Consider the following 19,923-nt stretch of genomic DNA (forward strand, 5'->3'; position numbering starts at 1 on the left):
TATATGTCGGCGGGCTAGAAGCCGCTGCCGGACAGGAATTCGCGGCGGACGGTGCGCACGATGATCATGACGTCCATGCGCAAGGACCAGCGCTCGATATAGTCGAGGTCGTAATCGATCCGCGAGATTGCGCGGCCGGCCTCAACCGTGCTTCCGCGGCACCCGCTCACCTGCGCGAGGCCGGTGATGCCAGGCCGAGCGCTGTGGCGCTGGAAGTAATACGGCACGAGGTCCTCATAAGGCAGCTCGGCGGCCAGCATGCCCGGGACATGCGGGCGCGGGCCGACCAGCGACATGTCGCCCCTGATGACATTGATCAATTGCGGGATTTCGTCGAGGCTCGTCTTGCGCAGGATCTTGCCGATCGAGGTGACGCGGGAGTCGCCCTGCACGGTCTGCTTCACGCCGCGCACGTCACCGGCATCGGTCCGCATCGAGCGGAACTTGTAGATCTTGAAGCGCCGGTTTCGATAACCGTACCGGTATTGGTGAAACAACACCGGCCCTCGCGACGTCAGCTTGATGCCGATGGCGATCGCGATCAAGAGCGGCGCGAAGAACAAAAGCGCTGCGCTTGCAACCACGATATCGAAGATGCGCTTTGCGATGGAGGAGCCCGGCTCGGTGCGAACCGAGCCGCGCGGGCGCTTTGCCCGATAGGGGCTATATGAATTGCTGCCGGCATATTCGACCGGCCGCATCGAGATGATGCTCCGCTTGTTGCGGAGCGACCTGATACTGTCCTGGTCGAAGTTGGCTGTGACGATGGCGGCCATTTGCTCTCGCTCTCTCTGTTGAACCCAAAGAGGTCACAAGCGCGACGACGCAGAGCGCCACTGCCCATCTCTCGGGCACCTTCGCAATTGCGAATTTTCCTGCGTAGCAGAGACGCGTCTCGATCGCGCGGCGGTATAACTCTACGAACTCTTTGGGCGAAATGGGGCAGCAAAACGAAAATGTTGCGCGCGGTTTTGCATCGCGGCATCGTGAGGTTTGTGCGATGCAAAGAATCCGTTTTGTTCGGAAGTGCTTAGATTGAACTGCACGCGAAATGCGCTGCGTGTTTTTCGATGCAGCCATGCATTAACGCAAACCTGGAACCGCGCGCGAATCGGATTCGATTCAGGAATCGACCGTGCACCCGCTACATCAAGCGCTTAATCTGTGCGATCATTTTTGAAGGATTTTTTTCACTGCATACTAAACGGCTAGTCGTACTCTGCCCGATGCGATCGTTTCAATTGGTGGTTTTGTCGATGATTGCGAGACGTCAACACGGGGAAACGGCCTTAACCAAGAAGCCGCTCGTCTCGGAAAAATTGTCCAGGGAGGCGCCAATGATCGCAGCGCGTTTGGATCGCCCTGAAACAAAACGACTCGATCCTGCGGGGCGTAAATTGAGGAACCGTATCATCCTGGCGAACATGCTTGCCTGGATCGTGATCATTCTGCTCATCCGAATGATCTTCTTCTAGACCTTATATACTTAGAGAAGTCGGGAACAGGTGCCGACGCCGTCGCCGCCGATTGACGTTATGACGGTTCCATGATCGAAGCAATCGATGATGCGGCCGCCAGTTGCATATCCGCACTATGTTGCACCTTCGGCTCCCGCAGACACGCGCATCTACGCGGTCGGCGACATTCACGGACGCGCCGACCTGCTCGCCGACACCATTGCGCGTATCGACGACGACATAAGCCGGCGGCCGATCCGCTACGTGCTCGAGATCTATCTCGGCGACTATATCGACCGCGGCCCCGATTCCAAGACCGTGCTCGATCTGTTGGCAGTTCGCCTCGTCAGGAATCACGCAGTTTGCCTGCGTGGTAATCATGAAGAGCTATTGCAGCACTTCCTTGACGACCCGGCGGTGTTCGCGCAGTGGCGGCGGCTCGGCTGCATGCAGACGCTCGCCTCCTATGGCGTGTTTCCGCGCGACATGCCCGTCTCCGAAGTCAACCTGCAGCGCCGTTTTCTCAACGTCTTCCCACGTACGCATGCACTGTTCATGCAATGCCTGCGCGACAGCTTTATCTGTGGTGACTTCTTGTTTGCCCATGCCGGGGTGCGCCCCAGCGTTCCGATCGAGCAGCAGCATCCGGAGGATCTGCTTTGGATCCGCCAGGAGTTTCTCAATTCGGATGAAGATCACGGCAAATATGTCGTGCACGGCCACACCCCGGTTCCCCATCCCGACATCAGGCACAATCGCATCAATATCGACACCGGCGCGTGGAGAAGCGGGACCCTGACCTGCATCGCCATCGAAGGAACAGCGATTCTGGTCCTGTGACAGACGCAGGCGCCATTAACGCTGCGCGATCATGGAACCGCATGGAACTGTCGCGGAACCACCACCCACATTCTTTCGCCTTGTTTGCTCACTTATGCTCCGCGCCGTTACTGACGGACTTTCGTGGGGATGCAGTCATGCAGCAACAATCAATCCGTGTCGCCCGCGTGGCGCCACGCAATATTCTATTTGCGTTTGCTTTGGCGAGTATCGCGGGTTTCGCAACTTTCGCATCGGCTCAAACGCAAACCGGCTCGCATGCGTTCTCGACGGGGACCTACGTGCTCGGTCCGAACGACAGAGTGCGTGTGAAGGTGTATGGGGAGCCCGACATCACGGGAGAGTATGAAATCGACGCGAGCGGTCAGGTCTCGATTCCACTTGCAGGACGCATGAGGGCGTCCGGCATGACGACCAAGCAGTTGGAACGCGCGATCACATCCGCGCTATCGAAGGACATCGTGCGTGATCCGAAAGTGAACGTCGAGATCGTCGCGTATAGACCTTATTACCTTCTCGGCGAGGTCAAGAAGGCCGGCGAGTATCCGTACCGCCTTGGTCTGACCGTGATGGATGCGGTCGCCAGCGCCGGCGGATTCACCTATCGCGCCAACGAGGGCAAGGTCTATTTGCGTCGATCGGGCAGCACAGCGGAAGAGATCTACCCGCTTGATGCGCCGATCCTGGTGTTTCCTGGTGACAACATCCGGGTTCCCGAGCGCTACTTCTGAGTGGCTCGTTCGACGGAGCGGTCTCGCTCGCAAATCACGCGCGTAAAACATTTACGTCATGCGCGCTGCCATAGTGTCGTCGATTTGCGGTGAGTATTATTTTGCAATGCAGAAAACTTTTTCCCGCGACGCACGTTAATGCGCGGGGAGATGTTCTCTGATCGAACCAGCAATGCTCCGTAGTGCGCGCGTAACAAGTGCATGGACTGTCATGTCGATGCGCAGTCCGCGGTGAATTTGTGAGCACGGGCAACCGAGCCTCAGGACTTCACCGCCTCCAGAGTTCCCGCAAGGGATGGATTATGGGACGCACGACTGCATTTGGCTGGTTGAATGCGATTGGAACGAGAGGGCCGCAAACCCGTTCGGTCGTCGCGTTCGGTCGCCGCGGACTGAAGATCGTACCCGCACCGGTGACTGCGATTGTTCTTGGACTCGGATCACCGGCGGATGCGCAAGTGCTCCCCTGGCCAAATGAGGAGGTGGCGCCGCCATGGAACGCGCAACAAATCTTCGAGCCATCCCCGCTGCCCAAGCTGACCGATCCTGACACCCGTGAGGACATACCGCCGGAGGACACGCCCGTGAAAGGCCGCCTGCAGCCTGGCTACGAGCCTGTGGGCATTCGTTCGGGCTCCTGGATGTTCAATCCGTCGCTGATCACCGGCGGGTTCTTCGACAGCAACGTGTTCGCGTCGAATACCGACATCCGCAGTGACGTCGCGGCGGTGGTCGAGCCGTCGCTGCGCGCCCATTCCCTATGGGAGCGGCACGGCCTCGACCTCAAGCTCGATGCCCAGGAGACGGTCTACAAGCAGAACTCCAGCCTCAACCAGACCAATGCCAGCCTGAAGGGCAATGGCTGGATCGACATTGCTCATGACATGGCGCTGCTGGGCAGCTTCCAGATCGCGCATCTCAACGAGGGCGTTGGTTCGCTGAGTTCGCCCGCCAACGCCATCGCGCCGACACCTTATAATCTGTATTCAGGCGATGTGACCCTGCGCAAGGAATTCAACCGGCTGACCACCTCGGTCGGATTCCGTACCGATTCCTACGACTTCGGCTCGACCGTCTCGCAGGACGGCAGGACCATCAACCAGGATGCCCGCGACGGCCAGATCTACTCGCTCCATAGCCGGATCGACTATGCGTTTTCCGACACTCTTGGCTGGTTCGGCAGCGCCGAGGGCAATGTGCGCGAGCTCCGCGGCCAGCCGCTCCAGCCGCTGAGTTCCCAGGGCTATCGTGCGCTCACCGGCGTCACCCTCGGACTGACGCGTCTGCTCACCGGCGAAATCGGCTTCGGCTATGTGCAGCAACAGTTCGTCGATCCGACCGTCGGCACGATCGCAGGCCCGACCTATCGCGCCAAGCTGACCTGGAGCCCGACGCGGATGATCGACGTTCACTTCAACGCCGAACAGATCGTCACGGAGACTTCCGACACCAGCGCAACCGGTGTGCTCGCCAATGCCGTGCAGCTCGGACTGGACTATGAGCTGCGCCGCAACGTCATCGTTTCGTTCTACGGCGGCTATGAGAGCGACCGCTTCTTCGGGCAGCCGCGCAAGGATCAGGTCACCACCTCCGACGCCCGCGTCAAATATCTTCTGAATCGCTTTGCCGCGATCGCGGTCTATTACCGCTTCACGTCACGCGAAAGCAACATCCCGACTTTCAGCTACGACAAACACCTGGTGGGATTGAATGTTACAACGCAGTTCTGAGCACCTGGCTCGCCCCCCGGAAGAGACCAGGGAACCTGCCGCAAGTCGCTGGCAGGCTCCGACCGTCGATCTGCGCGAGATGGCGCGCATCCTGCGCCGCCGCTACAAGTTTGCCGTCCTGCCCGCTGTCGTGCTGGTCGCACTCGGGCTGACCTACTGTCTGCTGGCCACTACACTATATACGGCGACCGCGACCGTGCTGGTCGATCCACGCCGAGCCGCGGCCGTCGAGACCAACAGCCAGACCGCGCTTTCGAACTACGGCACCGATGATGCAACCATCGAAAGCCAGTCATTGCTGATCCAGTCGATCGCGATCCTGGACCGGGTGGTCCGCAGGCTGAAGCTGACGCAAGATCCGGAATTCATCCCGACACCGGGCCTCCTCGATCCGATCAAGCGGCTGTTCGCCTCGGCTGCGCCCGAAGGTGCGGCGGACCCGCAAGACGCGGCGCGCGCGCGTTCGATCGAAATCCTGCAAAAGCGCATGAAGGTGACGCGGCAAGGCACGACCTTCCTGGTCGACATCAATGTCAGCTCGGAATCGCCGTCGAAGGCCGCTATTATCGCCAACGCGGTCGCGGACGCCTATTTCGAGGACCAGGTCCGCGCCAAGAATGACGCGACCCGCATCGCCGCGAACTGGCTCGGCGGCCAGATCAACGATCTCAAATCGAGAGTCGTCACCTCCGAGAAGGCGGTCGAGGATTTCCGCTCCGCCAACAATCTGACGGTTTCGCAGGGCGTGACCGTCAACGACCAGCAGATCACCGATCTCAACAACAAGCTGATCGCCGCGCGGGTGCAGACCGCGGAGGCGCGCGCCAAATATGATCAGGTGCAGCAGATCGCCAAATCCGGTGGTGATCCCGGCGGCATCAATGCGGCGATTTCGTCTGATATGATCACGAAGTTGCGCACGCAATATGCCGACATCGCCAAGAACGAGGCCGATCTCTCCAGCAAATACGGCTCGCGGCATCCGCTCGTCACCAATGTGCGCGCGCAGCTCAAGGACACCCAGCGGCTGATCAACGAGGAAATCAAGCGGATCCTCGAGAGCACCAAGCACGATTACGACGTGGCGCTCTCCCGCGAAAATTCGCTGAGCCAGAGCCTGGAGCAGTTGCAGAACGTATCCAATACGTCGAGCCAGGCTCAGGTGCGGCTGCATGAGTTGCAGCGCGAGGCCGAAGCCAACCGCACTCTCTATGAATCCTATCTGGCGCGCTCGAAGGAAGCGACGTCGCAGGAAAGCCTCGAGCTGCCGGACTCGCGGGTGGTGACCAAGGCCAGCGTTCCGATCCGTCCCTCCTCGCCGAAAACCATGCTGATCCTGGGCCTTGCCGGGATGCTCGGCCTTGGCTTTGGCAGCGTGCTCGCCTTCGGCGCCGACTATCTCGACGGCCGCATCAAGACGCTGGAGCAGGCGGAATCAATATCGGGCGTGCCGGCGCTGGCCGCCGTGCCGTTGATCGGCACAAGGGAACTTGCAGGATTGGCGCGGCGGCGCGGGCGCGGCGAACTCGAAAATCATGATCCGAGAACGGTCAAGCTGCTGCCGGCCGCCTTGCAACCGCCTTTGATGCGCTATGCGATCGACGAGCCCGCCACATTCTTCGCGGAGGCGATTCGCTCGGTTCGCCTGGCGCTGCAACGGACGATGCGGATGCAGCCGGTCAGGGTCGTGCTCGTCACCTCTGCCCTCGACAGCGAAGGCAAGACCACGCTTGCCGGCAATCTGGCGCAGTCGCTGGCGACGTTGGGTATCCGGACGCTTCTGATCGACGGCGATCTCCGCAACCCGCAACTCACCCGCTCGCTCTGCCCGCGCGCCGACATCGGACTGTTGGACGTTGCCCTGGGACGCGCGGCCATCGAGCAGGCGATCCTGACCGACGAAAGCACCGGACTGTCCGTGCTGCCGTCGACCGCGGTCAAGCAGGCCGAGATCATCACCGAGCTGATGTTCTCCGACCGCATCGTCGACGTGCTCGATCATCTGCGCCATCGCTACGAATTGATCATCGTCGATTCGCCGCCGCTGGTGCCGCTGGTCGACGGCCGGGCGCTGGCCGAGCTTGCGGACCGCATCATCCTGGCGCTGGCCTGGGATCAGACCCCGCGCGAGGTCCTGAGCCACACCATCGACCTGTTGTCGCCGGTCTCCGATCGCATCCTCGGCACCGTGCTCACCCGCGTCGACCTCAGCCGCCTGCAGTTCTACGACTATTACCGCAGTTCCGCCTATCTCAAGCCATACGGAACCGCGAACCTCAGCCCCGGAGCGGCGCGGTGAACACGCGCAGCTTTGCCAGCCAACCTTTAAGCCTGCCTGGCGCGGTGTCGCACGCTCCGTCCGGAACGCGAACGCGCGGGATGACGTTCGACACTTTTGTCGAGTGGCTGGCGACGGGCTTTCTTGTGCTCGCAATCGTAGCGATGTTCATGCTCTCGGCGGGCATGCTCACCAACGTAAAGATCCACTATCTGACGGCGGGCGGCAATTTCTACGAGAAGCTGCATCCGGCGACGTACTTCACCTTCCTCGCCTTTTTCCTGCTGCTGATGCGCAGCCGCGGACCGATCGGCGAGATCGACCGGATGTTCTCGCAGTCGAAGCTCCTCTTGTTCTATCTGCTCTGCTGGCTGTTCCTGCTGGTGCAGATGTTCGTGCTGGAACGGCCGTTCACGGTGATCTTCGACACATTCCTGACGCCGGTCGTGTTGTGCCTTGCCATCTGGCAGCTCTCGCCGTCGCAACGACGGCCGCTGGCGTGGGCGATCCATGTCACGATTCTCGTCAATATCGTGGTCGGCTACTATGAGTATTTCTCGGGTCACCGCCTGATTCCACTGACAATGGGCGACATCGTCGTCCTCGGCGAATGGCGCTCCTCGGCCTTTCTCGGCCATCCCCTCACGGCATCCGGCGTCGTCGCGGGCTATGTGCTGGCCCTGCTGCTGCGGCCGGCGCTCTGCCCTCCGATTCTGATACGGGTGCCGCTGATCGCTTTCAGCCTGGCCTCGTTGATGGCGTTCGGCGGCCGGACCGCGCTGGTGACCGTGCTGATCGTGATGGGACTGCTTGTCGGGATCGAGATGCTGCACATGCTGCGGGGCAAGCGCATCCCGCTCTCTGCCGCGATCCTCGCCATATGCCTGCTGTTCGCAGCGGGCGCAGTCGGATTTGCGGCGCTCGATCTCGGCATCTTCGACAAGATGCTGTTGCGCTTCTCCTCCGACAAGGGCAGCACGCTGGCACGCTATGCCACCTTTCACCTGCTGTCGTATTTCGACTGGCAAGAATTGCTCCTCGGCCCCAATCCGGTCCGGGTGACTTCACTGCAGAGCCAGCTCGGCCTCGACTATGGCATCGAGAATTTCTGGATCTCTTGCATCGCGCAGTTCGGCCTCATCCACACCGTGGCGCTGACAGTTGGGCTCGCTTGCCTCTTCACCGAGATCATCCGGCGCGCCGATCGCGGCGTCTGGGCGATGCTGCTACTGATGTTGACGATCGCTGCGAGCTCGGTGAGCTTCTCGTCCAAGAATATCCAGCTTGCGCAGTTCATCGTCCTGATCACCGTGCTGCTGCCGCGCGACGAATATCGGCGGACAGCCGCTCCGCCTCCCGTCGCCCAGCGCCGTTACCGGCCTGTTCCCGCGTAAATCTGGCGTCAGGACATCGTATGGATATCTACGTCGACAACACCCATCTCGGACGTCACGTCACCGGGCTCGAGCGCATCACGCTCGAACTGTTTTCGGCGTCCGCGCTCGCTCCGCTCAATGTGGTGCCGGTCACCGCGCGCGGCACACGCCAGATGGTGACGACGCAGACCTTTGGCTTGCCGATGCGGCTTGCGACCTCGTCGGCGATGCTGCTTTGCCCCGGCTTTCCGCCCAGCCCGCTATTGCTGCCGTTCGCCTCACGCGTGCTGCCCTACATCCACGATGATTTCCTGGTGACGCGGCCCGCCGAACTGAACGCACGTGCCCGCCTCTATATGGCGCGTCCTTTCAAGCTGGCGCTGCGGCACTATCCCCGCTTTCTTGCCAATTCCAACGATACAAGGCGCCGGATCGCCGCCTATACCCGACCCGATGCCGAGATCACGCTGTATCGTCCCTCCGTGCGCAACGTGTTCGGATTGCAGTCGGAGCAGCGCGCCGGCCGCGCGACTGCGCCGCGACCGCTGCGACTGGTCGCACTCGGCACCGTCGAGCCGCGCAAGAATTTCAAGGCGGCCGCCGCGCTCGTTGGGGCGCTGCGCGGAAGAGGTTTTTCCGACGCCACGCTGGATATTGTCGGCCGGCGCGGCTGGGGCGACGACTGGCAAGCGCTGGAAGCCATGCCGGGCGTTACGCTGCACGACTATCAGCCGACCGAGCGCGTCAGGGAATTGCTTGATACGGCCGACCTGTTCGTCTGCACGTCACATGACGAAGGGCTCGGCCTGCCCTTGCTCGAAGCGCAATATGCCGGGCTGCCGATTGCAGCACCCGATGCGCCGATCTTCCGCGAGGTGCTCGACACCTCCGGCATCTTCATCAATCCCGCCGAGCCCGCCGCCGCCGCGGCGCAAATCGCGGCCGCGCTGTCGATCCAGAACTGGCGCGCGCGCTACGTCGCGCTCGCCGAGCAGAATCTTGCTCGCTGGAATGCGCTTGCCCATGGCGACCGCGAAGCGGTGATCGACCTGATCTCGCGCCTTGCTGCCCACCCCCACACTTCCAGCCAGTTCAACCCGAAGCGGATCTAAACTTTTGCACAAGACCACCAACGCGATGCGGCACCTCGACAGCCTGCGGATCATCGCCGCCTGCGCCGTGGTGATTCTGCACTATTCCGATTATTTCAAGGAGCTGCCGCTCGGGCGCATCATCATCGCCCATCTCTGGCATTTCAACCTGTTCGTCGACCTGTTCTTCGTGGTTTCCGGCTTCGTCATCGCGCGCCAATATTTTGATCACGTCGGCGACGGCGCAGCAATCGGACGCTTCCTCTGGCGGCGCGTCGCCCGCATCTACCCGCTGCATCTCGCCACGCTGACGTTCTATATTTGTATTGCCCTCGCGCTTTCCTTTGGCATGGCGCGCTCGGACAATCCCGCGCGCTATTCGTTCTCCGATCTGCCGGCGCAGTTTCTTTTGCTGCATGCATTCGTCGGCGAACGGTTGACGTTCAACTTTCCGAGTTGGTCATTGTCGGCGGAAATGTTCTGCTATCTGCTGTTTCCGCTGATCGTTGCGCTCGCATTGCGGCGCAAAACGTTGATCATCGTGTTCGTGGCGTTGTCCGCGTTTGCCAACAGCGTTTGGGCCGCGACCATGGAAACCCTGCCATGGTCCGAGTGGATCAACGAGGGCGGTGCCTTCCGCGCGGTGCCCGCGTTCAGCCTTGGCATTGCCTGTTCCGTCTACCGCGACCAGATCGCGCGCTGGCCCGCAACGCGTGGGGCGCTGATGTTGGCGCTCGGCGGGTTCACCCTGTTCGGCTCGTGGCTAACACCAATGGCTGCGCTGGTTGCGGTCTACGTGATCGCTGTACTTGCGATCCAACTCGACTGCAGCGGCAGCGATACGTTGTTATCGATGCTCAGGCTCGATCGCTTCGCACCGCTGACCTATTCCAGCTATATGCTGCACATGCCCATCGCGACCGTCATCATCACCTTGGATTCGCGTCTGGTGCTCTTCGCCTCTCCAGAATCCAAGCTGATCCTGGCGCCGGTGTCGTTCATCGTCCTTGGCATCACCAGTGTGCTGTCCTACCGATACTTCGAGACGCCGGCGCGGCGCTACCTGACCGACCTCTACGATCGCCGCTTCGCGCCGGCGGTAGCGGCACCGATCTCGCAGCAGGAGATCGCATGATGACGCTCGCGGCATCCGCTCAGGCAGAACTCGTTCACACCCGCGCGGACGCTCGGGCGAAGGGCCGCGACGCCGTGATCGACACCATGCGGGGCGTTGCCATCCTGATGGTGATCGGGATCCATTCCCTGCCGCAGCCGCTCGATCTCGCCTGGACCAAAGCGATCGATGCCGCGCTGCGGCCTTGCGTACCCATCTTCCTGTTCGCGTCCGGTTACCTGACCGCGCGCGCGGGACGTGTGCCATTGTTCAAGCGGCTGAAGGCTGCGGTGATCCCCTATACAATCGCCTTTATCGCGGCCTATCTCTACATGACCCTGCACAATCCCGCGATGGATCATCGCGTAACCACGACGGTGGCGCGGTTCGCGCTCGCTTATGTATTCGTGTACTACTACGTGTTCGTCTATGTCGGCTGCACCATTGTACTGTGGCTGATCTATGCTGCCGGCGGAACGGACCGGCAGGACACGGCGCAGCGGATGACAATCCTGCTTGCTCTTGCGATCGGTTTCGGGCTTGTCGCCGGAAGCTACCTCGATCCCCTGCTGTTCCATCTCGGCTTTGCCGACTCCTTCGTCGAAGAAGTTCGGATGCGCGATATCCCCTTCTGGTTTTCGTTCATGGCACTCGGCGCGCTGACGGCATCTTTCGCCGGCGCGACCGCGCGGAACATGCGCGCGATCCTCGTCGGTGCCATGCTGTTTGCCTATTTGCTGTATCTGGCCGTCCGGCTGTCCGGGGTCGGCGATGCCGCGGTCTACGACTCAACGGCATTCTTCCTCTACGCGGCGCTGTTCAGCGTTGCGCTGCTGGTGCTGCAGCCGAGTTTCACTTTGCTCGCGAGCCTCGGTTCGGGCAGCTATTTCATCTATCTCTGGCACATCTTCATCGTGATGTTGCTGCGCGACCACGCCGGATTGCGCCAGTTCGGCTCGGCGGCGAGTTTTGCGATCACCTTCGGATTGACAGCGATGGTCAGTATCGCTGCGCTCGGCGCGGTCAGGCAGCTCTCCTCCGCGCGCGTCGCCCGCTGGCTGGGAGCGTAACGATGCTGCTGCGCCACACCCTGCTGTATCTCCCTGCGCAGTTCGTCGGGCCGCTGTTCCAGTTGATCGCGATGATCGTGTGGACCCATGTGGTCAACGATCACACGCTGGGCATCATCACACTGGTCACCGCCACGCACGAATTCCTGCAGATCGCCTTCCTCGCCTGGTGGTCGCAATACGCACTGCGCTTCTCCGGTCGCTACAAGGATGGCGACGCGCCACGCTTCTACCGCACCGAAAATGCGGTGCTGCTGGCGTCGGTCCTGCTGCAGAGCCTCGTCATCGTCGTCGTGCTGCGCCTCGTCATTTCCCCCGATGCGCACTTCGGCATGCTGCTTGCCGCCATCGCCTACGTGGTCACGCGTTCGCTGAACCTTTATATCGGCGAGCGCGCTCGCGCCCAGCAGCAGATCTGGGTCTACACGATCCAGCAGGTGGTCGGGCCCGCGGTTGGCTTTGCCGTGGGCCTTGTGATGATCAAGCTGTTCGGCCAATCCGCCGAATGGCCGCTGGCCGGCTACGCCATCGCGCAACTCGCGGCCGCGCTGGTGGTGCTGCCGAAGATCGCCTACGGTCGCCGCCTGTGGCCGATCGATCGCGAGATCGTAGTGCACGCATTGCATTACGGCGTTCCCCTGATCATCGGCGGCGGGCTCGGCTGGGTCGGCCTCAATGCCTCGCGCTTCATCATCAACGAAATGTCGGGTGTGGCCGCGGCCGGCCTGTTCGCCGTCGGCTACGGACTCGGCCAGCGCGCCGCCGCGGTCGCCGCCATGCTGGTGACGGCCGCCGCCTTTCCGCTGGCGGTCAAGAGCATGGAACAAAGCGGCAGCAAGGCCGCCATGCGGCAGCTTGCCGATAACACCGCGCTGCTCGTTGCGATCCTCGCGCCAAGCCTGACCGGCATCTTCATGCTGCGGTTCGAGATCGTGCATCTTCTGATCGCCGCGCCGTTTCAGCAGGCAACGCTGAGCGTGCTGCCGCTCGCAACGCTCGCCGGCGCGATCCGCAACCTTCGTGCCCATTTCGGCGACCAGGTCTTCCTGCTGCACAACCGCACGCGCTGGATGATGGCGATTTCCGCCATCGATGCCACCCTGACGGTGATCCTCAGCGTGGTGTGCCTGCGCTACTGGGGACTTGCCGGCGCGGCCGGCGCCACCGTTCTCGCCGCAACTGCGGCAGCCGCCACGAGCTTCAGCATCGGCTTCTCGCTGTTCGGGCTGACCCTTCCGTTTTCACACCTGGCGCGGATCGCGGTTGCGACCGTCGCGATGGCGGCGCTGTTGCGCGAGTTCCCGGAAGCGGGAAACGCGATCATGCTCGCCGCGCATATCGCCGCAGGTGCGGCAGTCTATCTCACAGTACTGGCGCTGCTGTACGCACCGTCACTGCTGAAGATGTTGCGGGCACGCCCGCAACATTCCGGCGCGTGACGATTCTGTTATGCCTTCTTTGCATTCTCGAACGCGCGCGCGATCGCGAACCACAACGGCTTTCGCTGCATCGATGAATCATAAGGCAGCGGCCGCGGCAGGCGTTGCGCGAGCGGATCCTTCTTCTTGGCCGCGTCCGTGTAGAACGAATAATTGTCCGCGAGCTCCCAGGCGATTACCATCTTGACCGCAGGCACTCGCAATACGTTGTTGAGGAATTTCTCGCCGGTCTCGGCGATCATCGCGTCGCGGGTGGCGATATCGTCCGGGAACGTGTCGTCGCGCACATCGAATTCCGTGATGTAGATATCCACGCCGCGTGACGCGAGTTCGTGCAGGAACTCGGCAAACCGTCCCGGATCATGCGGATAGCGCGGCTGCAGGTGCCCCTGCAGGCCGACGGCCGCGAGCGGCACACCAGCCTGCTTCAATTCATCGACAAGACGCAACAATCCGCTACGTACGATGTGCCCCACTTCGTCATCGCGCTCGGTCTGCGCCTCGTTAAGAACAAATTTGGTTTTCTTGTCGACCATGGCCGCGCGTTCGTAAGCGCGGCGGATGTAGCCGGTTCCGCCAAATGCGTCATACCACGGTCCGAGTCTGTAGCCGCCGGGCGCCTTGTGGCCCGGCCAGAACGGCTCGTTGACGACATCCCAAGAATGCAACTTGCCGACATAGCGGCTGACAACTTCCTCTATGTAGGAATCGAAGAACGCCTGGCGCTCCGCGCTGCTCATATTCTCGATCCACTGCGGAACCCATTCGTTCCAGATCAAACAATGGCCGCGCATCGGGATATGATTGCTCGCACAAAATTGCAGCAGACGATCCGCGCTCTCGAAACGTTTGGGGCCAGGTTGTGGCGCGATCGTGCCCATTTTCATCGCAATGTCGGTCGTGATGATGCGCGTCTGTGTCGTGTAGAGCTCGCGATAGGCAAGATCCTTGTCAATGACAGGACCAGCGGCAGCACCAAAAGCAAATCCATGTTGTGCAGCGATCGCGCCGAGACCCTGACTTTGCGCCGGCGCGGCCGTCGACATTTCGGCACGCGCAGCGACGCCTGCCCCTGCGAGAATGGCGAGTGCATTTCGTCGCGACATCTGCATGGCTGCTCTCCATCAAGTGAATGCATTCGCTGCGCTGAATCATTTTTGCACAGCGGCAACGCCATCGTTGCGACGCAATAGTTCTATTTCGTGGCGCTGCTCGTCGAGGAAGAGTCTTCGAGATGCGAGTTCCCATCGCACAAGCATTGAGCATGCCGACGACTTCCATCAGTGCACCTCGGCTTCTCTTTCACCTGGAGATCGACATGCCGGAAATACAGACGCAGCAGCCTGCGACATCCAATCTCAATGTTGATGGCATCGCCATCAACATTGGTTCACTTCCCGAAGCGGTGAACTCGATCGTATCGGCTGCGCAACGAGGCGAGAATTTCAGCGTGTGCACGTTGAATCTCGATCATGTCGTTCAACTGCAACATCGGCCCGACTTCCGAGCGGCTTATCGTCGTGCCAAGTTTGTGACGGCCGACGGGTTCCCGATCGTTGTGCTGTCGCGTCTGCTTGGCACGCATATCGAACGGACCACCGGAGCCGATCTTGTGGAACCGCTCTGCGAGGAAGCGCAGAAGAGAGGCCTTCCTGTGTTCCTGCTCGGGTCGAATGACGAGACATTGAAAGTCACCGCGCAACGTTTGTCGGAACGGTTCCAGGGTCTGCAAGTTGTGGGATGGTATGCGCCCGGCCCCAACTTCGATCCTTATTCTGCCGAGGCCGATCATGCGATCGAACTGATCCGAGAGTCCGGTGCAAGACTTTGCTTTGTCGCGCTTGGAGCGCCATGCCAGGAAGTATTTGCAGCGCGCTGTCTCGACGAGCTCGATGGCACCGGCGTGTTGTGCATCGGCGCCGCGCTCGATTTCATCGCCGGCACGCAGAAGCGCGCGCCGTCGGTTACGCAGAAGGCCGGGCTCGAATGGGCCTGGCGCATGTTGAACAATCCAAGCCGGCTCGGACCGCGCTATGCCCGTTGCATGGCCGCCGTTCCGGGACTCGTTGCGCGGACCCTGCCCCAGATCATCAACGCACGAATCCGGAAGACCGCATGACCTCGACCGTGACACTGGCGCTGCGCGCCCGCAATGCAAGCCGCGTTCGGCCACGCTATCAGATCTGCCTGCTCCATCCGTTCGACCCGCGCGGACAAAAGGTCGGAGGGCTCGAGACCTATATCCGCGACTTCATCACCTTCCATCCTGACAACACCGACATCCTGTTCGTCGGCGTGGATTCGATCGGTGACCTCACCCTCGGCGAAGTGCACCGGGTTACGTTCCGCGGCCGCACCTTCGATTTCCTGCCGATCCTGCGCTACAGCGATGCCCAGGCGCGTGAAGCCGCGCGCACCATTCGTTCCTCGCTGACAGGCCAGTTCTTCGTGGCGCTGCTGCGTCATTTCGGCCAGATCGCACGGCTGGTACGGACACGGCGGTGTTCAATCGACCTGCGACGGGTGGAGTTCTCCTGGCTGCCGGCGGTACTTCGTCTTCCCTTCGTGCAGATGCTGCATGGCGAGGGCGCGCCGAAACTGCAGATGGATTCGCTGCTCCGGAAATATTCCTTCGTGCACAATACCGGCGAGCGGTTCGCGGTGACGATGAGCGAGAAGTTCCTCTGCGTTAATCCGTTCATCACCGAGCGGATGCAGAAGACCTATCCGCGCAGCAAGGAGAAGATCGATACGCTGTGGACCTGGGTCAACACCGACATCTTCCAGCCGCAGCCGTTCCCGGAAAGCATGTCGCCGTTCCAGATCGTGTTCGCCGGCAGGCTCGACGAATTCAAGGATCCGCCGCTGATGTTCCGCACCATCGATCGTTTCCGGCAGCGGCTGAACGGCCCGATCCGCTTTCACTATATCGGCACCAGCGATCCGCACCGCTTCAGCGAGTTTGCCGCGATCGAGGACATCACCGTTCGCCACGGCTTCAAGGATGCCATGGGCATGGCGAAGACCTTGGCGGACGCGCATGCAGGCATTCTCACCTCCGAATTCGAGGGTATGCCGCGCTGCGTGCTGGAAACGCTCGCGGTCGGCCGTCCCGTGGTCGCGATGCATCTGCCGCAGCTCGAGTCGGTCATCCATGACGGCCAGAGCGGCTATCTGGTGACACGCGATGGCAGCCGTGACGATATGGTGGAGACTCTCGCACAGCGCTTCATCGATGTCCGCGACGCCATCGACAGCGGCAAGATCACGCCCGAGCAGGTCGCCGATGCGATCCAGGACTTCACGCCGGCCACGCAACTGGCGCGCGTGTACCGCTACCATCAGGAAATTCAGGACGCCCGCGGCTTCGCCGCCGCCACGGCCTCTTGAGGCATCGACGTGGACATCCTGCTGCTGACGAGTGAGTTTGCGCCCGCCATGGGCGGGATCGGCACCTACGCAGGGGAGATCGCCGCCGCCGCGGCGCGGCTCGGCGCGCGCGTCACCGTGGTGGCGCCGGACTACGGACAGGACAATGCAGGCCGCGATCGCACGCTGCCGTTCGAAGTGGCCCGCTTTGCCGGTGGCTTGCATTCGATGACGGACTTGCCGGCGAAAATGATGCTGGCACGCAATAGGGTTCGCGAGCGCCCATACGACGTGATTCATGCGGCCGACTGGCCGTTCTTCATTCCTGTCGCATTGTCGCGCTGGCAGACGCGGGCACGCGTGCTGATGACGGTGCACGGTACCGAGATCAACGAAACCCAGACGCCGTTGAAGCGGCTGGCAATCCGCAGCGCCGGCGTGTTCGGACCTCGGACCGAGATCGTTGCGAACAGCCGCTATACCCGGGATCTGTTCTGCGAGCGGTTTTCCGTCGACGCAGGACAGATCAGCGCGATCAGTCTCGGCGTTTCCGACTTCTGGTTCGGAGATCGACGCGATCGGGCGGACATCCGCGCAGGGCTTGGGCTGGCGCCGGAGCGGCTGGTGATGGTCACCGTCGCGCGGATCACCCACCGCAAGGGACATCATCTGACGCTCGCGGCACTGGCGCGCCTCCCCGAGCGGCTGCGCCAGCGTATCACCTGGCTCGTGATCGGCCCGAACGGCGAGGCCGACTACGTCAACGAACTTCAGCGCTTGATCGAAACGGCGAACTGCGATGTTCGCCTGCTCGGTCCACTACCGAACGAAGAGATCCGCGACATCTATGGCGCGGCCGATCTGTTTAGCCTGACGGGGCTTCCGGATTCCTCCGGCAGGGTCGAAGGATTCGGACTGGTCTATCTCGAGGCCGGTGCCGGCGGCGTGCCGAGCGTTGCGACGGCCGTCGGCGGCGTTCCCGACGCGGTGCTGCCGGATCAAAGCGGCATTCTTGTTCCGCCCGATATCGACAGCATTTGCGCGGCGATCGCCAGGTTCGCTGAGAATGATGAACTGCGTGGGAGCCTTGCCGCAGGCGCGTTGGCCCATGCACGCGCATTGTCCTGGGAACGCTGCGCCACCGCGACCTACGGACTGTCTCGGAACGAGCGGCCTGCGCCCCAGGCCGAAGTCGTGACGGCATGAGACAGATCGTCGCCGCCGCGATCCTGCTTGTGCTCGCCACCGGCGCGGCACACGCCGGCGCCGACAACTGCCGCCGAAGCCGCGAATATCTGTTGGGTAGCCTCGGCGGCGATCTGAAGTTGCCGCCCCAATCCTACACCGATCTGTTCAAGATCTGCCTGGCGGCGAGCAGCATGACGAATGTCAAGGACGCCTATATCCTCAAGGACGGCGGCATCGCGGTCGTTCCCAAGCAGGACTCCATTCCTGCCACGGCGTCGACATTGTCGCAATTCTGCGACGCCTATCCGAGCGCGACGCTGCGCTTCCTCACCAGCAAGGAAGTACTGACGATAAAATCCGTCGTCGGGATCGTGCAGCTTTCGTCGACCTCGGCGACACCCTGCAAGAAGATCAAAGGACTCACCTGAAGCCGAAGTCGCCGAGCGTCATCTCTGCGCGTCGTAATATCGCGGCATGACGTGCGGATCGAGCGGGCGCTCCGTCCGGCGTCCGAGGAAGAAGAAGCCGCTCGCCGCATCCGATCCGGGGCGGCCGCGCGTCAACGGATCGAGCAGGCGGATCCAGAAGAACGGTAGCGCGATCAGACGCGACAGCTTGTCGCCGGCACCGAGCGCACGGGCAAAATAGCGGATCGACCACACCAGCGCGACGCCTGCGCCACCGACGCGGCCCGCGCAGATTTCCGAGAACTGCTTGAACAGCCAGCGGTGGCCGCTCCGCGTGAAGCGCGAGAAATCATAGCCGCGCTCATGCACTTGTTGCATGAACGGCGTTTCGGCATAGACGAGGCCTCTGCGCCGAAGCACGCGGTGAATCTCGTTGACGACGGACGCAGGCTCAAGGACATGTTCGAGCACGGCCTGGACCCAGACGCCGTCAAACACGCCGTCCTCGAACGGCAGCCGGTGCGCGTCGGCCACCAGCAGCGTGTAGGGCGACGCGTAGACATCCGTCCCGATCAACTCGAGGCAGTCATCCGCGTAGAGTTCGTCGGCGCCGTCGCCAACCGCACCTCCGCCGATGATGAGCACGACCGGCCGTTCGGATTCCTGCTTCAGGAGCTCGATAAAGCGTGCACAGTTGGATTGTGCCACCTGATTGCCGCCGAAGGTGAGCTGATGGAGGCGCGAACTGATCGAGCGGCGCGACACATCGCGGTGAAAGACCGAACCATTGCCGCCGCGATACATTCCGCGCTCGAAGACGCTGGCGGCGAAATCGATCAGCACCGGCTGGTCCTCGACCACCGGAAACCCGCTTCCAGAGTATTCACACGTCACGTTGGAACAGAACGGTCGCGCGTCGATCTCGCGCAGCGACGCCGCACAGCGGGGACAGCGAACCGCGCGCCGCCACCAATCGGTCTGCGCCCGGTGACAGAGGAATCCAATGAGGCCCCTTGGTTCAAGCGACGTTCCTGGGTTCCGCCTAGGAACTAACTGTGTCTCGATTTTTTGATGCAAATTGCGGCGCCTGTGCGACACAACATGCCAACGCGTGCGGGGCAAGATGGTTCTGTGTGGTGGTCGGATGGACTCGCCTTCAGCAAGCCACAACACAACCGCCGCCGGTCACGTCACGCAGCGACGCGAGCCCGCGCTTCCGGATGAGAGAATGAATCTTCAAATTGTCAGCACGATGGCTACGCTGATCGTCGCCGCGATCTTGATCGTGGACTGATTGTGTGAGGATGGTTCACGGAACTTCTCTGCTCGAATTGTCAGTCCGAGCAGAGCTCAAATGAGCGCGTGGCTCTTCATCGACGTGGTGTTGGTGGACTGGGTCGATTTCGTGGAACTAGCGGACCTGCGGTTCTTCGATTCCGCGAAGTCATGCATTCCCGTTTGCCACTGCAGGCCGACGATCGCGCCCTTCGTCGGCTGAAGCAGCGCAAGCGATGAGAACAGCGTCACGGGCAGCCATATCGCAAGCTGAAGCCACGCCGGCGGCGCGTAAGCTATCTCGACGGCGAGCAAGGCCGGCACGACCACATGTCCGACGACGACGATGACGAGATAGGCGGGAAAGTCATCGGCACGCTGCGGCGTGTAATCCTCGTCGCAGACTTCGCAGTGATCCACGACCTTCAGGAAGCGGCGGAAAAGATGACCCTTCCCGCAATTGGGGCATCGCATGGTGAAGCCGCGCCGCACGGCTTGGGCAAGCGAAACTGGCTGTGTCATGGCTGAATTCCTTGACCAGAGGCATGTCCATACAGT

The 19,923-nt window shown here is 61.7% G+C and carries 18 protein-coding genes; 14 read left to right on the top strand and 4 right to left on the bottom strand.

The window, feature by feature from the left end:
• Positions 1-14: 14 nt before the first annotated feature.
• Positions 15-776 (bottom strand): sugar transferase, encoded by a 762-nt coding sequence (locus AAFX91_RS01905; RefSeq protein WP_130580079.1) that lies wholly within the window; start codon positions 774-776, stop codon positions 15-17.
• Positions 777-1,337: 561 nt separating this feature from the next.
• Between AAFX91_RS01905 and AAFX91_RS01910 the strand changes: the two genes are divergently transcribed.
• The 10 genes from AAFX91_RS01910 (at position 1,338) to AAFX91_RS01955 (ending at position 13,126) form a co-directional block, all read left to right on the top strand.
• A complete protein-coding gene (locus AAFX91_RS01910; RefSeq protein WP_165421215.1) occupies positions 1,338-1,475 on the top strand; it encodes a hypothetical protein in 138 nt (45 codons plus the stop codon).
• A 90-nt stretch (positions 1,476-1,565) separates the two neighbouring features.
• Positions 1,566-2,297: a metallophosphoesterase family protein gene (locus tag AAFX91_RS01915; RefSeq protein WP_282529255.1), complete on the top strand. Its 732-nt coding sequence runs from the start codon at positions 1,566-1,568 to the stop codon at positions 2,295-2,297.
• Positions 2,298-2,338: 41 nt separating this feature from the next.
• Positions 2,339-3,028 (top strand): polysaccharide biosynthesis/export family protein, encoded by a 690-nt coding sequence (locus AAFX91_RS01920; RefSeq protein ID WP_394565389.1) that lies wholly within the window; start codon positions 2,339-2,341, stop codon positions 3,026-3,028.
• A gap of 458 nt (positions 3,029-3,486) precedes the next feature.
• Positions 3,487-4,758, top strand: a complete 1,272-nt coding sequence (locus tag AAFX91_RS01925; protein ID WP_394565390.1) for an outer membrane beta-barrel protein — start codon at positions 3,487-3,489, stop codon at positions 4,756-4,758.
• Positions 4,739-7,057: a polysaccharide biosynthesis tyrosine autokinase gene (locus AAFX91_RS01930; protein ID WP_130580326.1), complete on the top strand. Its 2,319-nt coding sequence runs from the start codon at positions 4,739-4,741 to the stop codon at positions 7,055-7,057. The genes AAFX91_RS01925 and AAFX91_RS01930 overlap by 20 nt, the downstream gene beginning before the upstream one ends.
• An 80-nt stretch (positions 7,058-7,137) precedes the next feature.
• Positions 7,138-8,430, top strand: a complete 1,293-nt coding sequence (locus AAFX91_RS01935) for a VpsF family polysaccharide biosynthesis protein (RefSeq protein ID WP_207234520.1) — start codon at positions 7,138-7,140, stop codon at positions 8,428-8,430.
• 20 nt (positions 8,431-8,450) lie between these two features.
• Positions 8,451-9,524 (top strand): glycosyltransferase, encoded by a 1,074-nt coding sequence (locus AAFX91_RS01940; RefSeq protein WP_394565391.1) that lies wholly within the window; start codon positions 8,451-8,453, stop codon positions 9,522-9,524.
• Positions 9,525-9,528: 4 nt separating this feature from the next.
• The gene (locus tag AAFX91_RS01945; RefSeq protein WP_394565392.1) at positions 9,529-10,638 is read left to right on the top strand and encodes an acyltransferase family protein; all 1,110 of its coding nucleotides are present in this window, start codon (positions 9,529-9,531) and stop codon (positions 10,636-10,638) included.
• Positions 10,635-11,687, top strand: coding sequence for an acyltransferase family protein (locus AAFX91_RS01950; protein WP_394565393.1), 1,053 nt, complete (start codon positions 10,635-10,637; stop codon positions 11,685-11,687). Before AAFX91_RS01945 ends, AAFX91_RS01950 begins: the two co-directional genes overlap by 4 nt.
• A 2-nt stretch (positions 11,688-11,689) precedes the next feature.
• Positions 11,690-13,126, top strand: coding sequence for a lipopolysaccharide biosynthesis protein (locus AAFX91_RS01955; protein ID WP_394565394.1), 1,437 nt, complete (start codon positions 11,690-11,692; stop codon positions 13,124-13,126).
• Between the two features lie 8 nt (positions 13,127-13,134).
• Here the strand turns inward: AAFX91_RS01955 and AAFX91_RS01960 are convergent, their stop codons facing one another.
• Complete coding sequence (locus AAFX91_RS01960) at positions 13,135-14,238, bottom strand: endo-1,4-beta-xylanase (protein ID WP_394565395.1); 1,104 nt, start codon at positions 14,236-14,238, stop codon at positions 13,135-13,137.
• Positions 14,239-14,390: 152 nt separating this feature from the next.
• On the opposite strand from AAFX91_RS01960, the gene AAFX91_RS01965 reads away from it, so the two are divergent.
• From AAFX91_RS01965 to AAFX91_RS01980, 4 genes are read left to right on the top strand one after another with little or no spacing between them, the layout of a single operon-like run.
• Positions 14,391-15,245, top strand: a complete 855-nt coding sequence (locus AAFX91_RS01965) for a WecB/TagA/CpsF family glycosyltransferase (protein ID WP_394565403.1) — start codon at positions 14,391-14,393, stop codon at positions 15,243-15,245.
• Positions 15,242-16,516, top strand: a complete 1,275-nt coding sequence (locus AAFX91_RS01970; protein ID WP_130580321.1) for a glycosyltransferase — start codon at positions 15,242-15,244, stop codon at positions 16,514-16,516. The genes AAFX91_RS01965 and AAFX91_RS01970 overlap by 4 nt, the downstream gene beginning before the upstream one ends.
• Positions 16,517-16,525: 9 nt before the next feature.
• Positions 16,526-17,701, top strand: a complete 1,176-nt coding sequence (locus AAFX91_RS01975; protein WP_394565396.1) for a glycosyltransferase family 4 protein — start codon at positions 16,526-16,528, stop codon at positions 17,699-17,701.
• Positions 17,698-18,111, top strand: coding sequence for a hypothetical protein (locus AAFX91_RS01980; protein WP_394565397.1), 414 nt, complete (start codon positions 17,698-17,700; stop codon positions 18,109-18,111). The genes AAFX91_RS01975 and AAFX91_RS01980 overlap by 4 nt, the downstream gene beginning before the upstream one ends.
• A gap of 18 nt (positions 18,112-18,129) precedes the next feature.
• On the opposite strand, the gene AAFX91_RS01985 is transcribed toward AAFX91_RS01980, so the two are convergent.
• Both AAFX91_RS01985 and AAFX91_RS01990 read right to left on the bottom strand, forming a co-directional pair.
• A complete protein-coding gene (locus AAFX91_RS01985) occupies positions 18,130-18,951 on the bottom strand; it encodes a class I SAM-dependent methyltransferase (RefSeq protein WP_282529190.1) in 822 nt (273 codons plus the stop codon).
• Positions 18,952-19,440: 489 nt separating this feature from the next.
• Positions 19,441-19,887, bottom strand: coding sequence for a DUF983 domain-containing protein (locus AAFX91_RS01990; RefSeq protein WP_130580318.1), 447 nt, complete (start codon positions 19,885-19,887; stop codon positions 19,441-19,443).
• Positions 19,888-19,923: the final 36 nt, after the last annotated feature.

It is taken from the genome of Bradyrhizobium sp. 31Argb, from assembly GCF_043638955.1.
Taxonomy (GTDB): Bacteria; Pseudomonadota; Alphaproteobacteria; order Rhizobiales; family Xanthobacteraceae; genus Bradyrhizobium.

Bases quoted from the DNA above. Each gene is read 5' to 3' on its own strand.
- AAFX91_RS01920 (WP_394565389.1), top strand. From the start codon at position 2,339: ATGGAACTGTCGCGGAACCACCACCCACATTCTTTCGCCTTGTTTGCT.
- AAFX91_RS01980 (WP_394565397.1), top strand. From the start codon at position 17,698: ATGAGACAGATCGTCGCCGCCGCGATCCTGCTTGTGCTCGCCACCGGC.
- AAFX91_RS01960 (WP_394565395.1), bottom strand. From the start codon at position 14,238: ATGCAGATGTCGCGACGAAATGCACTCGCCATTCTCGCAGGGGCAGGC.
- AAFX91_RS01915 (WP_282529255.1), top strand. From the start codon at position 1,566: ATGCGGCCGCCAGTTGCATATCCGCACTATGTTGCACCTTCGGCTCCC.
- AAFX91_RS01970 (WP_130580321.1), top strand. From the start codon at position 15,242: ATGACCTCGACCGTGACACTGGCGCTGCGCGCCCGCAATGCAAGCCGC.
- AAFX91_RS01940 (WP_394565391.1), top strand. From the start codon at position 8,451: ATGGATATCTACGTCGACAACACCCATCTCGGACGTCACGTCACCGGG.
- AAFX91_RS01990 (WP_130580318.1), bottom strand. From the start codon at position 19,887: ATGACACAGCCAGTTTCGCTTGCCCAAGCCGTGCGGCGCGGCTTCACC.
- AAFX91_RS01905 (WP_130580079.1), bottom strand. From the start codon at position 776: ATGGCCGCCATCGTCACAGCCAACTTCGACCAGGACAGTATCAGGTCG.
- AAFX91_RS01935 (WP_207234520.1), top strand. From the start codon at position 7,138: ATGACGTTCGACACTTTTGTCGAGTGGCTGGCGACGGGCTTTCTTGTG.
- AAFX91_RS01930 (WP_130580326.1), top strand. From the start codon at position 4,739: ATGTTACAACGCAGTTCTGAGCACCTGGCTCGCCCCCCGGAAGAGACC.
- AAFX91_RS01955 (WP_394565394.1), top strand. From the start codon at position 11,690: ATGCTGCTGCGCCACACCCTGCTGTATCTCCCTGCGCAGTTCGTCGGG.
- AAFX91_RS01965 (WP_394565403.1), top strand. From the start codon at position 14,391: ATGCCGACGACTTCCATCAGTGCACCTCGGCTTCTCTTTCACCTGGAG.
- AAFX91_RS01950 (WP_394565393.1), top strand. From the start codon at position 10,635: ATGATGACGCTCGCGGCATCCGCTCAGGCAGAACTCGTTCACACCCGC.
- AAFX91_RS01910 (WP_165421215.1), top strand. From the start codon at position 1,338: ATGATCGCAGCGCGTTTGGATCGCCCTGAAACAAAACGACTCGATCCT.